General features: G+C 65.6%; 12 protein-coding genes. 6 read left to right on the top strand and 6 right to left on the bottom strand.

The window, feature by feature from the left end; all coding sequences use genetic code 11:
- Nucleotides 1–16: 16 nt before the first annotated feature.
- Both A37U_RS0137090 and A37U_RS0137085 read right to left on the bottom strand, forming a co-directional pair.
- Nucleotides 17–1,168, bottom strand: coding sequence for a type VII secretion target (locus A37U_RS0137090; RefSeq protein ID WP_020501723.1), 1,152 nt, complete (start codon nt 1,166–1,168; stop codon nt 17–19).
- A gap of 124 nt (nt 1,169–1,292) precedes the next feature.
- Nucleotides 1,293–2,297, bottom strand: a complete 1,005-nt coding sequence (locus A37U_RS0137085; RefSeq protein WP_020501722.1) for an ArsR/SmtB family transcription factor — start codon at nt 2,295–2,297, stop codon at nt 1,293–1,295.
- A gap of 685 nt (nt 2,298–2,982) precedes the next feature.
- Between A37U_RS0137085 and A37U_RS0137080 the strand changes: the two genes are divergently transcribed.
- On the top strand, nt 2,983–3,735 hold the full coding sequence (locus A37U_RS0137080; RefSeq protein ID WP_020501721.1) for a DUF8017 domain-containing protein: 753 nt from the start codon (nt 2,983–2,985) through the stop codon (nt 3,733–3,735).
- A gap of 4 nt (nt 3,736–3,739) precedes the next feature.
- On the top strand, nt 3,740–5,119 hold the full coding sequence (locus tag A37U_RS0137075; RefSeq protein ID WP_157183275.1) for an outer membrane protein assembly factor BamB family protein: 1,380 nt from the start codon (nt 3,740–3,742) through the stop codon (nt 5,117–5,119).
- Between the two features lie 620 nt (nt 5,120–5,739).
- Here A37U_RS0137075 and A37U_RS0137070 read toward each other — a convergent pair.
- Nucleotides 5,740–6,405 (bottom strand): FadR/GntR family transcriptional regulator, encoded by a 666-nt coding sequence (locus A37U_RS0137070; protein ID WP_020501719.1) that lies wholly within the window; start codon nt 6,403–6,405, stop codon nt 5,740–5,742.
- 46 nt (nt 6,406–6,451) lie between these two features.
- Nucleotides 6,452–7,924 carry an APC family permease gene (locus A37U_RS0137065; protein WP_020501718.1) on the bottom strand — a complete coding sequence of 491 codons (1,473 nt, stop codon included), beginning with the start codon at nt 7,922–7,924 and terminating at the stop codon, nt 6,452–6,454.
- A 170-nt stretch (nt 7,925–8,094) separates the two neighbouring features.
- Here A37U_RS0137065 and A37U_RS0137060 point away from each other — a divergent pair, with 170 nt between their 5' ends.
- The 4 genes from A37U_RS0137060 (at nt 8,095) to A37U_RS0137040 (ending at nt 12,223) form a co-directional block, all read left to right on the top strand.
- Nucleotides 8,095–9,420, top strand: a complete 1,326-nt coding sequence (locus A37U_RS0137060; protein WP_020501717.1) for an aspartate aminotransferase family protein — start codon at nt 8,095–8,097, stop codon at nt 9,418–9,420.
- Nucleotides 9,417–10,205, top strand: coding sequence for an SDR family NAD(P)-dependent oxidoreductase (locus tag A37U_RS47260; RefSeq protein WP_020501716.1), 789 nt, complete (start codon nt 9,417–9,419; stop codon nt 10,203–10,205). Before A37U_RS0137060 ends, A37U_RS47260 begins: the two co-directional genes overlap by 4 nt.
- A gap of 73 nt (nt 10,206–10,278) precedes the next feature.
- Nucleotides 10,279–10,908, top strand: a complete 630-nt coding sequence (locus tag A37U_RS0137045) for a cyclase family protein (RefSeq protein ID WP_020501715.1) — start codon at nt 10,279–10,281, stop codon at nt 10,906–10,908.
- A gap of 13 nt (nt 10,909–10,921) precedes the next feature.
- Complete coding sequence (locus A37U_RS0137040) at nt 10,922–12,223, top strand: M20/M25/M40 family metallo-hydrolase (protein WP_020501714.1); 1,302 nt, start codon at nt 10,922–10,924, stop codon at nt 12,221–12,223.
- Nucleotides 12,224–12,275: 52 nt separating this feature from the next.
- On the opposite strand, the gene A37U_RS47255 is transcribed toward A37U_RS0137040, so the two are convergent.
- Both A37U_RS47255 and A37U_RS0137030 read right to left on the bottom strand, forming a co-directional pair.
- Entirely contained in the window at nt 12,276–13,187 is a 912-nt protein-coding gene (locus A37U_RS47255; protein ID WP_020501713.1) for a sugar phosphate isomerase/epimerase family protein, read from the bottom strand.
- A gap of 32 nt (nt 13,188–13,219) precedes the next feature.
- Nucleotides 13,220–14,272 (bottom strand): nucleoside hydrolase, encoded by a 1,053-nt coding sequence (locus A37U_RS0137030; RefSeq protein WP_276143625.1) that lies wholly within the window; start codon nt 14,270–14,272, stop codon nt 13,220–13,222.
- Between the last annotated feature and the right edge of the window lie 77 nt (nt 14,273–14,349).

The following is a 14,349-nucleotide window of genomic DNA, read 5'->3' as shown; positions in this document are numbered from 1 at the left end:
CCCGTTCTGTCTCGGTTCAAGCGGCGGGATGGTGGAAGATGAGTGGCATCTCCAGCGCGCCGAGTGCATCGAGCGGGGAACCGGCGTCGATGTCAAGGATGCTGAAGCTCTGTACGGCTGCGGTCAGTTGGTTGACCAGTCCGATGACAGTCAGAATATCGTTTCCGATCGAAGTAAGGGCCATGCCGGTTATTGCGGCTCCGATCCCGCCGGCAACGAGCGACCACGAGGTCACCGCCCCCACAGCGGCCGATATCATGCCCCAGATAGCCATGTCGGCGATATTGCCGAGCACTGCATTCACCGACTGGGTCGTGTTCGACGCAGCGACCGCGAGCTCGGAGTACTTCTTACCCAGTTCGGTGAACAGGAAATGAAAGTTGAGCACGATTTCACCACCCTGAACCATGGGGTCGGTTTCCGGTGCGTTCCGGTCCGGCGGCGAGCAGGTCTGGTTCGTAGGCTCGGCGTAGAAAATCTGTGAAGTCGCTCCCAGGTATTCGTAAGCGGCATTGGCGGCATTTCCGGACCAGTGCGTGGTCATACTCCGCCATTCGGAATAGTTCACGAACACGGATTTGCTGTATTCGGCGAGGTTGACGCATCCGTTGGCCGCTCGTGCGAAAGCCTGCCAGTCGCACACCAGCCACTCGACGGCCTTGTTCATGATGTCGACGTCGAATTCTTCTTTTATCAGCGCATTGATCCACCAGCTGACGCTGGTCACATTGCCCAGTTCGGCGAACGGGCCGATGTCGAATTCCCCCACCGGATCCGGTGGGACCAGCAGGCTTGTCGGGTCTTCGCGCTCGGTCGGTGCTCCGCTGACCGTGACCTCGCCGGCACCGAACCCGGGCGGCCCGATCGGCGCGTAGGTGCTGTCGAGCTGGGCGGCCGCCTCGATGTCCGTGTTCTTGTACATTCGGGCGGTGTCATCCATCGAGGCCGACAGCTCGGTGAGAAATTCGGTAGCACGGTCGAGGGAATGGGCCATGATGTCGAGGAATCCGGGGTTCGCGTTCTCTGCATCGATGATTACCCCGTTCGATCCGCTCGAGACCTGAACGTGCTCGTGCACGTATTCGGCCGCACGCGTGTTGTGCTCACTTTGTGCATCCAGGACACCGGCGTAGGCGGAAATGGAAGCCGGTTCGACGGAAAAACTCATCACTCACCCCAGTTTCGTCTTCGGTTGATCCGAGAATGGTCTCCTCGTGCTTCTCGGTATCGGGAGAATGGGGTGTTCGGTGATGCTTTCACCACACTATTGCGCTACAGGGGAAAAGGTTGACTCATCGGGACTCGTTGGGCACGCCCGGTATCCGTCCGGCCAGAAGGCCAACACCGAGCTGGGTGAGCTGGTGCTGGACCGATCCGCCCAGTCGGGTGCTGGTAATCAGCCCGGCGTCGCGGAGCGCCGTGGTCTGTCTGCTGACCGCGCTCGGGGACAGGCTCAGATAGACCGCCAGTTCTCCGGTGTTCCGAGGAACATGCAGGGCGGACAGGCATTCCGCTCTGGTCTTCCCGAGCAGTGTGATCAAGTGCTGACCCGGTATGCCGGGAGGTCCGTTCGCGATGCTCGGCTGGATGGGGAAGACAAGCACCGGAGGCAGTTCGGGGTCGATGAAGGTGACCGGTTTGCCGATGCAAGACGCGCTCGGGATCAGGGTGAGCCCGCGTCCGGCGAGATGAACGGTCTGCGGCAGGAAATACGGCATCTCCAGTACGCAGCCGTCCCAGCCGCGCACGCCAGGGAGTTCGGCGAGCATCGCACCGACCCCGCTGCGCACCAGCGTGTGCATTCGGTGGCCGCGATCGGCTGTCACGTCCTGTTCGATGGTGTGCCACCGAGGTGTGACGAGCGCACCGAACGCGGTGCGGAGCGCGGCCACCGTGGCATGCAGCTGCTCCAGGTCGCCCTCGGCGAGCCGTCGTACCCAGCTCGGCACCCGCCCTGCTGCGAATACGGAGTCCAGATCGCGTTCCAGCCGGGTTCGTGAGGTTCCGGCGATCGCCTCGCATCCCGCGTCGAGTTCAGTGATCAGCCTTGCCGGAGTGAGGAAGTCCGGGAAATTCCCCCGTGGTGGGACCAGAGTGAACAGTAGACCGAGGCAGGTGCGTAGCTGATCGTCGTCTATGGCCAAGGAGCGCACTCTTCGCTGCCAGTCCGCGTGCCGCGGATCGATCGCGGTGTCCCGGACCCGGTGCAGGCTCAGGGTCAGTTCCCACATCGGATCGGGTGCCTGAGCGAGCCGGACGCGCTGCAGGTCCTCTCGGTCGAAAACCAGCCGCAGCATCGGCTTCCCCTTCCCTGGAAACGGCGGGGCAGCGATCCCACACCGCGATGTGCTGGCCTGCTGTCGAGCGAAATATTTGCCGAAAACAATATGACATTTGGCGTTTTTCCGTCAACTGTCGCTAATGGGACACAACGTGGAAATGGGGCGACGGTGCCCTCGCGCGGGCACGATGCACTCCGCCGCTGTCGCGGTCAGCCCGCCTGCCCAAAGGATGCCCTGACCAGCGGACCGTGCCGCCAAGCAAGAGTAGAGCGGGAAGGTGCACGGTGGTCGGTCGGCTTGGGGCGGAACCAGGGTCGTTCGGACGGGGAGCTAGAGGTTCGCCCGAGTGAGGGGCGATTGTCGGCAGTGCGGTGTGGCCCCGTGACGACCGCACCCTGCCAGCCTCGGCTTGAGTGGCGGTCTTCTTGATCGCCAAGGAGAGCTGTGTGGGCACCCGGCTTCCCGCACGCCGTCGCGGGTGCGCGGCGGCCACTTGGTGACCAGGTGTACCGGCATGCTGCCGTACGGCGAACCTTTTGCGTCGCGGCGCAATCGGCTGGTCTCGCGTGTGGGGTATTGCCAGGCTGGCGGCCGTGGGACGTGCGGTGCTCCGCGGCGTTCCACGGGCCTGACCGCCTGCCGTGACGATGATCGTTCCGGCGGGTCGACCGGAACATGACCAGCGAGAGTGATCACGAGGATGTCCATCCCTTCTGTACCCGGCTCCCCGCAGCGCGGACGCCGGAAGCGCTGGATCGCGATCGGTTCCGTGGTGGTGCTGGTGGCCGCCGCGGTGATCGCCGTGTCGGTGTGGCTCGGCGGCGCAGGGGGCGAGGTGGCGGGCAGCCCGACACCGACCACCACACCGACCAGCGCACGGAATACCGCACGGAGTACGCCCCCGAGCGCCGCGCCGAGCACCTCGTCCTCGACCCACGACTCTGCCCATATCCCTGGCTGGACGACAGTGACCGCGTGGACGGCCAGCTACGACGTACCCCCCGGCTGGACGCGCAGGGATCGGCACGGGTCGAACGGCAGCGCATTCCAGGATGCCGTCTACCGGCCCGGATACTGTGCAGGGCATGCGAATTCGCTGCTCGGCAGGGTGATCACGACACGTACGGACATCAAACCGGCGTCCAAGGCCGTACGCGAGGAAGCCGAACGATATATTCGGAAGACGCTCGGTTCGACGAAACCGAAGATCAACTGGGGCAAGCTGAACAAGTCCGAAGACGATCTGGTTGCCGTCCTCCCGGCAGAGGTTCGGTCTGCTGCTCCCGGCACCTGTCAATCGCCTGCGACGCTCGTGCTCGCCCGTTCGTGGTCGAACGCGGACCGGCCGGGCGGAGCGATCTTCCTCGTCGTCGCCGACCAGGAAGTGCCGGGCGCGGAATCCGTGCACAACCTGGAGAAGATCGCGAACAGCTTCCGTGGCGCTGGGACCTGAGGGGATGCCGGACGATGCGTGGCAGCCGATGAACACGGTCGGACGCGGGTTTTCGCGCACTGCGGCGGTGCGTGGCGTTCCCCGAGCGATCCTGCTGACCGCTGTCACTGTGCTGCTGGCCGTGCTCACCGGCTGCGGCCCGAGCGCGGACCGGCAGACGGAGAGCCCGCGCAGCAGCACGGGCAGACCGACGCCGTTCGCCGATCACCCGCCGCGCGTGCCGGCACTGAACCTGGCACCTGACCCCTGGGAGAGTATCCGGCACGGTTCGGTCGCCAGAGCCGAACAGGTGGAGGTACATGGCGACGCCATCGTCGCTCTCGGCGCCGACGAGGAGGACGAGTCCAGCACACGGATCGCGGTGCTCGACGCGGACAGCGGCACGCAACGGTGGGCGCTGAGCTTCGGCGAGCCGGTGCCCGGCCTGCACGGCGCGGTGTTCTCCGATCCGAGTCACCGGCTGCACGTGACCGGATCGGACGAGGACTGGTCGATCGTGGTGCAGTACCACGATCCGCATGGTGCCCCGAACCACAAGGACAGACTCGTCGTGCTCTCCGCGAACGGGCAGGTGAAGCGAGCGGTCCCCGTCGCCGAGCTGCCTGGACCCGGCAGCCACGACCACGTGCTCGGTCTGCGCGAATGGCAGGTCAGCGGATCGACTCTGGTGTTCGCGCAGCGCTGGGACGCCGGTGAGTGCAACGCGGAGACGGAGGTGCGCCTTACCGCGGTCGACCTCGACACCGGACGCGTCCGCTGGACCAAGAATACGGAGGACGGTCTTCTTCCCGAGATCGTCGCCGGGAACGTGGTGGCCGGCTGTGGTACGCGCGTCTGGCCCGGATCGCGGCCGCATGTCGTGGCGCTCGATCTGTCCACCGGCGCGCAACGATGGACCCTGGCCGACCGTTACCTGCCCTCCCAATCGGCGGCACACACCAATTCGTGGGCGACACACGGCTCGATCGTGCCGGTGGCCGTGCAGGGGCGGAACAGCCCGCAGCGCACCGTGTTCCTCGACGCAGACAGCGGTAACCGGCTTGCGGTCGCACCGGACTCCGGCGTCTGCGCCGGTGACCGCGACACGGTCGCGTGTCTGCGCACCACGGACCGGCGCCAGCGGCTGTCTGTGGTGCGTGCTCCCACGGGCGGGCAGACGTTGTCGGCGAAGGAGGTGCCAGGCGACGAGGTCAGTGCGTTGGCTGGAGGCCGGATCTTCGTGGAGGGCCCGGAAACCGGCGAATCGGCGTGCTACGACGAGGCGGGCAACTCGCTCGGCCGCCTGCCCGGCAAGGTGATCGCCGCTTCGAAGCGGTACGTGGTGCTCGGAAAGGACAGGTTCGATAGCACCCGCTCGAGATTCGCGGTCCATCGCATCCGGTGACGGGCCCTCCAGCCGTACCGAGAAAGGCAACCGGGCTCCGGACCTCGTCTGGAATTCTCTTACCCGATCCGCAGCGTTCCCCTCGTATGGCTCAACGGACCAATCCGCTCAACCGGTCGAGCGGGTGCGCAGGAAGCAAGCGCCGGATGTTCAGATGGGCCGACCGCGACCACTTCCGCTAACGCACACTGCCGGAGGGGAACCGAAACTACGAAGAGTGCGCCACAGCCGTGGTAACGGTGTTTCCGGCGGTCGTCATCGACACGTACCCGTGGTGTGCACGACACGTCGGGGTCTGTCTGATTAGCCGCACAAGTCCCCGTGTGATCAGGATACGGTGAAGGCTTGCGGTTCGAATCGGAGTGTGGCGCAACGTTCGGTTCGAACAACCCGAACAGAAGGCCCAGCTGTCGACGCCGTTGTTGACCAAGTGCGTGGTTTGCTGAACACACGACCGGATCATCTTCAGCCGTCGGGTGGTGAAGTCTCGGTGTCTGGGGCTTGAAGTGTGTGGAGTTCGGTGCTGGTGGCTCGTCTGGTATTTCGCATCCGCGTGTGGACGGCGTAGGTGATGCCGATGACCAGGCTGCGTTCGAGCACGATTTCCGTGGCAGTCTCGCTTAGCCGAGCAGTCCGCGCAGGAACTCGCGGTTTTGCTCGTGCAATTGTTCGCAGGCGGTGAGGGCTTCGTCCAGTGTCCCTGCGGTCACTCCTTCCGCGAGGGTGCGGTGCATGGTGAAGATCTTGGTGCTCATGGTGTGTCCGTGCGGGGAAATGCGAATCGTGGCGTCGATCTGTTGCTGGAGATTCTGCCAAAGTGACGCGAGGGTAGCGCTTCCGCTCGCTTCGACGATGGCGGTGTGTAGCGCGCTGTCCAATTCGGCGGTATCGGCTCGGGCGGCGACGGCGTCACCGAGTTGTTCGAGGATCGTGGCAACCTTCTTGATGCTGGCCTCGTTGTTGCGGCGCGCGGACAACCGCAGGGCACCGCTCTCGAGCACCTCGCGCACGTTGATCACATCTTGCAGACTCGTCTGTTCGGTGGGGGTACCTTCGCCGGGCTCCGCGGTGACGAAAATGCCGCGCCCCATTTGTGCTTCGAGGATTCCGTGGCCGATGATGGTGGAGATCGCCTCGCGGATGACGGGACGGGAGACACTGAAGTCCACTGCCAGTTGCCGCTCGCTCGGCAAACGGGTGCCGACAGCGTACTTGCCGCTGCTGATGTCCTCGATGATGAGCCGTGCGACCCTCTTCGCCTGCGGTTCCTTCTGGTTAGGTGGCACTTGCGCTCCGTTCCTGCTCGTGACGTGCCGGTACCGCTATGTTAGGTCAGCGGTCATGCCGGTCAGGCCGCACCACCTCGATAGGTCCGTCCGTCTTTTCCACGGGCTCTGTGGCAGCGATGGCGGCGTAGGTTCGCGGCCTGCGTCTGCGTAACACGAGCGCGTAACCTATACCTCCGGCGGCGATGACCGGCAGCGTGAGTGGGAGTGCGTTGATCACCGTGGATCCGCTGCCACTGAGTACCGAATAGTTCGCCACCGCGAGAACGGTCACGGCCGCCAGGCCCACGGCGCCGAGTGCGGTACAGCCGAGCAGGACCGGGCCTCGATGACCGCGCCGGTAGAAGAAGACGATGGCGGCCACGGCGACCGCGGTCTCCAGGCAGAGCAGGGCAACCGTGGAGAGGCCGACGAAGCTCGTGTTGACGGTCAGCAGCGGATCCGCTCCGGCGAGCCCGAAGGCGACAATCATCACCACCGCGATTGCGATCTGGAATCCGCTTGCCGTAGCCGGGGAATTCCATCGTGGATGCACCCGCGCGAGCCTGCGCGGAAGCAACCCCTCCCCGCCGAGCGCGTAGAAGTACCGGGATGCTGCGTTGTGGATTCCGAGCAGTGCGGCGAACATGCTCGTCACTACGAGTACCTGGATGACGATGCGCCACGGTCGGCCGACGAAACGTTCGGTCAACGCCGAGACGAAGTTGCCGGGATCGCCGTGCATCGCCTCCAGGACATGCGAGCCGCCGACGCTGCCGATCAGGATCAGTGCGGCAATCGTGTAGAACACCGCGATCACGACGACAGCGAGGTAGGTCGCTCGCGGGACATCGCGTCCCGGATCGCGGCTTTCCTGGCGGAAGATGGCGGTTGCCTCGAAGCCGATGAACATATTGCAGGCGAACATCAGCGCGATACCGACCGAACCCGAGGTCAATACCGGGGGACGGAACGAGGCGAGGGAAAACGACTCCGCGCCACGGGTGGCGACGATAGCGACCGCGACCACGACGATTGCCGCGACCTCCAACAGGACCGCCACCCCGACGACTTTGACACTGAGATCGATGCTGCGCCTGCCCAGCACTGCGACCACCAGCAGGGCCAGGATCGTCCAGGCAAGCCAAGGCAAGTCCAGACCGGTGTCCCGGAACAGCGCGCGGAGGAAGTAGCCGAGCGCCGCGCCGAGACTCCAGAACGAGGCGTTGTAGGCGAGCAACGCGAAAAAGGAAGCGGCGACGCCGGCGGGCCTGCCGAGGCCACGGGCGACGTAAGCATAAAACGCGCCTGCGTCGGCGATGTGGCGGCTCATAGCGACGAAACCGACGGCGAAACAGAGCATGATGATCCCGGCGACGATCACCGCCCCCGGGAATCCTGCTCCATTGCCGAGGAAGATCCCCAGCGGCACGATCGAGACGATCGCGCTCATCGGGGTGACGCACGCCAGGACGAACAGCACGAGGCCGCCGGTCCCGAGTTTGCCGGAGTGCAGAGCACCCTTGCTCGTCTCGGTCATGGTCACCGTCCTGTTCGTGGGGCATGCGGCTGCTGGTACATGGGCGTATCCGGTATGACCAGACATCAAATGTAGCCGTGAAAGAGAGTAAATGGTCTTACCGGTATTGCCAATAGTCAGAGGTGTTGGTAGACAGGAGGCCACTCGTTCCCGTCTGCAACGGAGTGACCATGACGAAGAACCCGGTGAAAGCCTTCCGGGCCGGCACGCCAGGTTCGCGAACCTCATATAGGAGGGCGCTCGACCGGATTCCGACGGGTGTTTCCCGTCAGACCCTGGCCTACGCCCCGTATCCGGTGTTCGCCGAGCACGGGGCGGGGCAATACCTCTGGGACGTGGACGGCAATCGGTATCTCGACCTGGTCAACAACTACACGAGCCTGATCCATGGGCATGCGCACGCTCCGAGCGTCGAGGCCGCGATCGGGGCGCTGCGGCGAGGATCCGCGCTCGGGGCGCCATGTCCCGGCGAATACGAGTTCGCGGAGTTGCTCGCGGGCCGGTTCCCTGCCATGCAGCGGTTGCGGTTCGCGCTTTCCGGTACCGAGGCGATCATTTTCGCGGTGCGAGCGGCGCGGGCGTTCACCGGACGGCCCCGGCTGCTGAAGTTCGAGGGTGGATTCCATGGCAGCGGCGACGAGGTACAACAGTCCATCGGAGCCGAACCGCTCGCCGCGGGCACCTATGGACGCGGCGAGCCGAACAGTGCCGGCCTTGCGGAGACGTCCACGCTGGTGGCGGTCTACAACGATCGGGCGAGCGTATCCCGCGTGTTTGCCGAACACGGGGACGAGATCGCGGCCGTGGTGGCCGAACCGTTCCTGGGCAACGCGGGACTGATCACCGCCGAACCGGGGTTCCTCGCCTTTCTCGCCGAGACCGCGCACCGGCACGGGGCGCTGCTGATCCTCGACGAGATCCAGAGTATGCGCCTGGACCTCGGCGGCGCCCAGCGAACGCATGGTGTGTTTCCTGACCTGGTCACTCTCGGCAAGATCATGGGTGGCGGCATGCCGTTGGCGGCCTTTGGAGGGCGCGCCGAGATCATGACGGCCTTCGACGGATTCGCCCCGCGGATCCCGCAGACCGGCACTTTCACCGCGTTCAACGTCGGACTTGCCGCTGGGCTGGTCACCATGCGCGACTTCGGTCCCGACGAAATCGAGGCGTTGAACTCGATCGGCGCGAAGTTCCGCAGCGGTATCGCGGCGGTGTTCGCCGAACATGCCGTACCGGTCGCGGTGAACGGTTCCGGTTCGATGTTCAACATTTCGCTCGCCGGTCCTCCGGTACGCGATTACCGCACCTGGTGCGGCGCCGACACCGCGACGTGGGCACGGATTCGCACCGGTCTGCTCGCCCGCGGGGTGCACATCAATGCGCGTGGCACAGGCTGCCTTTCGACGCCGATGACCGAAACTGACTCCGACGATTTCCTGACCGCACTGCATCTCGCCGTCGGCGAAGCGAAGAAGAATCCGGAGGAATCCGCATGAACCAAGCAGATGCCCAGGCAACCGACCGCCGCGCCGTGCTCATCACCGGCGCTCGTGCCGGCATCGGGGCTGCCTGTGCGCGATGGTTCGCCGCGCGAGCCTGGCAGGTGATCGGCGTGGACATCGATGCCCCCGCTCTGCCGGACGATCTCGCCGGTGAGCACACCGGAGTGGTCGGCAGTGTCACCGGGGACGAGACCTGGAACCGAGTCGCCGAACACATCGAGAAGTCCGGGCACACCCTGCGCGCCGTGGTGAACAACGCGGCACACCAACCCGAACTGCCCCTGCTGGACACCAGTGTCGAGGAGTTTTCCGCGGTGCTGCACACAAACGTCGTGGGGATGTTCCGGGCGATCAAGCTGGCCGACCGGCTACTGGCGTGCGACGGCGCCATCGTCAACATGGCGAGCATCCTCGGCCTCACCGCGGATCCGGTGCTCGGTGCCTATTGCGTGAGCAAGGGCGCGGTCGTGCAGCTGACCCGCACTGCTGCGCTCGCCTTCGCCGATCGCGGTATCCGGGTCAACGCGGTGTGTCCGGGAGCGGTTCGAACCCCGCTGACCACTCGGGTGTGGGACCTTGCCGAGGATCCACAGGCGGCACGCGCGCAGATGGAGAGGCTCTATCCGGCGGGGCGCATCGCCGAACCGGAGGACATCGCCGCGATCGTCGGCATGCTGGCCAGTGGTGAGAGCCGCGCCATGACGGGCAGCCTCGTCGTGGCCGATGGCGGGCTGACCGCGACCAACGCCGAGTTCGCTCTCACCGGAGGCCTCGTATGAGCGGATTCGGCGTCGAACCAGAAGACACGGTGGCCCGGCGAACGATGATCACGAGCCTCGGCGAGGAGAAACCGTGAGCATCATCGATCTCACCATGCCCATCGCCGCGGGAATGGCCGCCTACCCCGGCGAACCCGGCGCGGCCTTCACGCCGTTTCGCACCGTGGACAACGACGGTGTGGCGATGGCGCACGTTCAGCTGTTCAGCCAGCTGGGCACCCATATCGACGCACCGGCGCACTTCCTCGCCGGTGCCCGGACCGCAGATCGGATCGAGCTCGACCGCTGCGTCGGTCCCGCGCATCTGATACCGCTGGGCCCCATGGCGCCGGGCTCCGTGATCGGGACCGAAACCCTGCGCGAGCACGCCGCGGTACTCGCGCACGCGGAACGGCTCGTGTTCCGCACCGGGTGGTCCGCTCGGACTGGTGCCGACTATTACCGTGACTGGCCGGTGTTCACCGAGGAAGCAATCGCCTATCTCGCCTCGTTCGGGCCACGGCTGATCGGTCTCGACACCCCGTCACCCGGTGACGAACAGACCAATCCGGCGCTGCACCGGCGACTGTTCACCCAGGAGACGGCGCTGGTCGAATGCCTGGTGAACGTCGAAGCGCTGCCCGAGCAGTTCGAGCTCATCTGCCTTCCACTGCCGCTGGTCGGGCTCGACGGGGCGCCGGTCCGTGCGATCGCCCGCATCTGAAACGGAGAAACGCATGTCCGCAACACGATCCGAGATCACCGATGACATCCGTTCCTGGCTGCGTGCTCGCCGTACCGAGCTGCACACGGCGGTCGGGGATGCGGTGGCGATCCGCAGTTTTCCCGGCACCGTCGCACAGAACGCCGTGCAGGATCTCGTTCAGGAGATCGCGGGAACGGTCACCGGCAGCGCGGTCGATCGTTGGCGCCCGGACTGGGCGGCGGTGGAACGACTGCGCGCTCCCGTCGATGCTCAGCAGCTCTGGACGCCGTTGATCGAGCGGGATGCCGACTACGCGGATGTATTGCCCGAACTGGAATGCCTCGCGATACGCCACGGGGACACCGAAGGGGCGCACCTCATCCTCAACGGACATGTGGACGTGGTTCCCGCGGACGGCCAACCGTGGTCCACGGAACCATTCACCCCCGTAGAGCGCGATGGCTGGCTGCACGGGCGCGGCAGCATGGACATGAAAGGCGGGCTCATCGCCGCCGCCTTCGCCTACCGGTACTTGGCCGGACACTGGTCCTGGCCGGGCAAAGTCAGCCTGTGCAGCGTGGTCGAGGAGGAATCCGGTGGCAACGGAACGCTTGCCTGCCTGCAGCGCGGGCACTGCGGTGACGCCGTGGTGTTCACCGAACCGACCGATCTGCGCGTGATACACCGGCATGTCGGTATCCAGGCGTTCAGCGTAACGATCACCGGCCGTGCTGGCGGGATGCTGCGGCGGTCCTGGGCCGACGGGGTGATCCCACCGCTTGGCCGAGTGCTGACCGCGCTGACCGAACTCGAACATCGGCGCACGGCGACCGCTCACGCCGAGGGCGGTTATGACCCGGACGACCTCCCCGGCTTCGTCAATGTCGGATTTGTGAGCAGTGGCGAATGGCTGGCGACCCGGCCAGGATCGGCCACCATGCGTGGGCTGATGGGCGTACTGCCCGGCGAGACCCAGCAACAGGCGGCGCAAGCGATCACCACCGCGATCGAGGAAGCCGTCGGCGACGACGAGGCCAAGGTCGATGTCGTGATTCCGCCCGGCGGGCACCGCGGTGCCGAACTGCCGGTAGGTGATGAGCTGGTGGACTCGTTCCGCTGGAGTCAGGGGGTGAATGCCCCGGGTGCGCCGAGTCGTGCGGGAACCATGGTGTGTGACGCGAAGATCGTGCACGGCGGAGGGTGGGCGCCCGCGATCGTGCTCGGTCCCCGTGGTGAAGGGTTACACAGCGCGGACGAACGGGTCGAGCTCGCCTCGATCGAGGAATGCGTCATTCGTCTCGTCACCGGGACGGCATCCTGGTTTTCTCGCTGACCTCACCAAAAACCGGGTACCGGTGACATTCCGGTCCCCGGTTCGGCCATGTTCACCGGAGCAAGGACCGCAGGTAGTCCAGTCCGGCACGCTGGCTGGACAGGCCGTCACCGCCGTAGTGCTCGATGCACACCGGTCCGCGATAATCCGCCTCGGCGGCGAGCCGGAACGCCGTGCGATAGTCGATATCGCCCTCACCGAGTTCGGTTGGCCAGGCCAGAAACGGCCCGTCCGGATAGCAGTCCGCGCGGCGATAGTTCTTGACATGCCAGTAGTTCATCCACGGCAACACCGCACGCAGCGTCTCCGACCAGGACTCGGTCAGCCGTTCGGGCACCCGGTAGAGGTTCGCCAGATCGGCGTTGATGCCGAGGTTTGGCGCGCCCACCTCCTCCACCAGGTGTGCCGCACCGGTTCCACTGCCGAGCAGGGTGTTCTCATAGAGTTCGAGCGAGAGCGCCACGCCGCGATCGGCGGCGTATTCGCACAGTTCACCGAGCAGGCGAACCGCGACGGGAAACGATTCGGGTGGGTCGGCCTCGCCGGGGACCGCCCAGAAACCGTGCCACCGCTGCTGTTCCGGGGTCAGTGGCCGGTGGAAACCGATCGAGAGCACCGGGGCGCCGAGTTCGGCAGCCGTCTCGATCGACCGCCTGGTGTGCTCCACATTCGCCGGGCCGTGAACCGGATCGATGATGCTGCGCCGGATCACCGAGATGCCTGCCAACCGCAGTTCCAGTTCAGCGAGTGCCTCGCGAAGGATTTCGCGCCGTAACGGATCGAGCCCAGCGGGCGAGATCCAGGTATCCACCAGGTCGATATGGCTGAACCCGGCCAGCTGTCGAAGGTCGGCGAGTATCCCCTCGCGATCGAGCTGATCGCGTGCCCGTGCGGGCAGCGGCAGGGTGCTGGCCGCGATAACGGGGCAGAACGACTCTTCGGGGGGAGAGCTCGGTTGAGGCATGACGGTTTTCCGTCCGCGCCTCCCGCGTCCCGTCACCGGTCCGCCCCGGACGCACCGGTGATCGTCGCGACGAAGTCGGCGATGAAACCGTCTCGGTCGACATCCTCGATGATCTCCGCCGTATGGGCGGCCAGGAGTTCCTCCGGGGCGCGATGCCTTCGGTCGACGACGGTGGCGCCGCGAGAGAGCCCGGGGGCGAGCTCGACGGCGGTGGGGTAATGACCGGTGCGCCGGACGAGCTCCGGTTTGGCGAGAATTCCCACGGTCAGCGGGGAGTGCATCGCGCAGGCGTACTCGCCGAGCCGTTTCCCGTACACCTGCATGTAGAACGGCGCGAACGCGGCCACGAGTTCGGCGGAGGCCGACGAGCTGGACCGGATCCGGTCCAGCTCGGGCTCACGTAGCAGCGTCGTGTCGGTGACATCCAGCGGTACGAGAGTGACCGGGACACCCGATTCGAGTACCACCTGCGCGCCCTCGGGATCGTGTGCGACGTCGGCCTCGGCGACCGCGGTGACATTGCCCGGCCACGCCATCGCACCGCCCATCCACACCACCTGCCGGATCCGTTCGGTCAGTGTCGGGTCCACCAGCAGCGCGATCGCGATGTTCGTCAGTGGCCCGAGAGCGATCACGTCGAGTTCGCCGGGGTATTCGTCGGCCAGCTCGAGTATCAGCTGCACGGCCGTCCGGGAATCCGGCTCTGTGCCGCGTGGCAGTAGACCGCATTCTCCGATGCCGTCCCGGCCGTGAATATCCTCGGAGAACACCGGGTTGTGCAGCAGTCCCTTCGCCGCTCCCCGGGCCACCGGGACATCCGTGCGCCCGAGCCGCTCCTGAATCAACAGCGAGTTCCGGGTGACCTGATCCACCGAGACATTGCCGAACACGGTGGTCACCCCGACGATGTCGAGTTCTGGCCTGCAGAGCGCATAAATCACCGCCATACCGTCGTCCACGCCGGTATCGGTATCGAGCAGAACGTGTCGTCGATGCAAGAAGGCCTCCAGTGCCGCAGAAGGGTCGATAAATTGGTATGTCAGGTAAGACCAATTGTCAACCCGGGCTCTGTCGCGCTCGCGCACAGCGGTGGCGCGCCTTGGCAGTGAGGCCGATCGTGCCGATGTATTGGTCTGACCGGTATTGCCAGAAGCTGTTTCGG

Source organism: Sciscionella marina DSM 45152, from assembly GCF_000379465.1.
GTDB lineage: Bacteria > Actinomycetota > Actinomycetes > Mycobacteriales > Pseudonocardiaceae > Sciscionella > Sciscionella marina.
This window is presented reverse-complemented; position numbering and strand designations above follow the sequence as displayed.

Bases quoted from the DNA above. Each gene is read 5' to 3' on its own strand.
- A37U_RS0137090 (WP_020501723.1), bottom strand. From the start codon at position 1,168: ATGAGTTTTTCCGTCGAACCGGCTTCCATTTCCGCCTACGCCGGTGTC.
- A37U_RS0137085 (WP_020501722.1), bottom strand. From the start codon at position 2,297: ATGCTGCGGCTGGTTTTCGACCGAGAGGACCTGCAGCGCGTCCGGCTC.
- A37U_RS0137080 (WP_020501721.1), top strand. From the start codon at position 2,983: ATGTCCATCCCTTCTGTACCCGGCTCCCCGCAGCGCGGACGCCGGAAG.
- A37U_RS0137075 (WP_157183275.1), top strand. From the start codon at position 3,740: ATGCCGGACGATGCGTGGCAGCCGATGAACACGGTCGGACGCGGGTTT.
- A37U_RS0137065 (WP_020501718.1), bottom strand. From the start codon at position 7,924: ATGACCGAGACGAGCAAGGGTGCTCTGCACTCCGGCAAACTCGGGACC.
- A37U_RS0137060 (WP_020501717.1), top strand. From the start codon at position 8,095: ATGACGAAGAACCCGGTGAAAGCCTTCCGGGCCGGCACGCCAGGTTCG.
- A37U_RS47260 (WP_020501716.1), top strand. From the start codon at position 9,417: ATGAACCAAGCAGATGCCCAGGCAACCGACCGCCGCGCCGTGCTCATC.
- A37U_RS0137040 (WP_020501714.1), top strand. From the start codon at position 10,922: ATGTCCGCAACACGATCCGAGATCACCGATGACATCCGTTCCTGGCTG.
- A37U_RS47255 (WP_020501713.1), bottom strand. From the start codon at position 13,187: ATGCCTCAACCGAGCTCTCCCCCCGAAGAGTCGTTCTGCCCCGTTATC.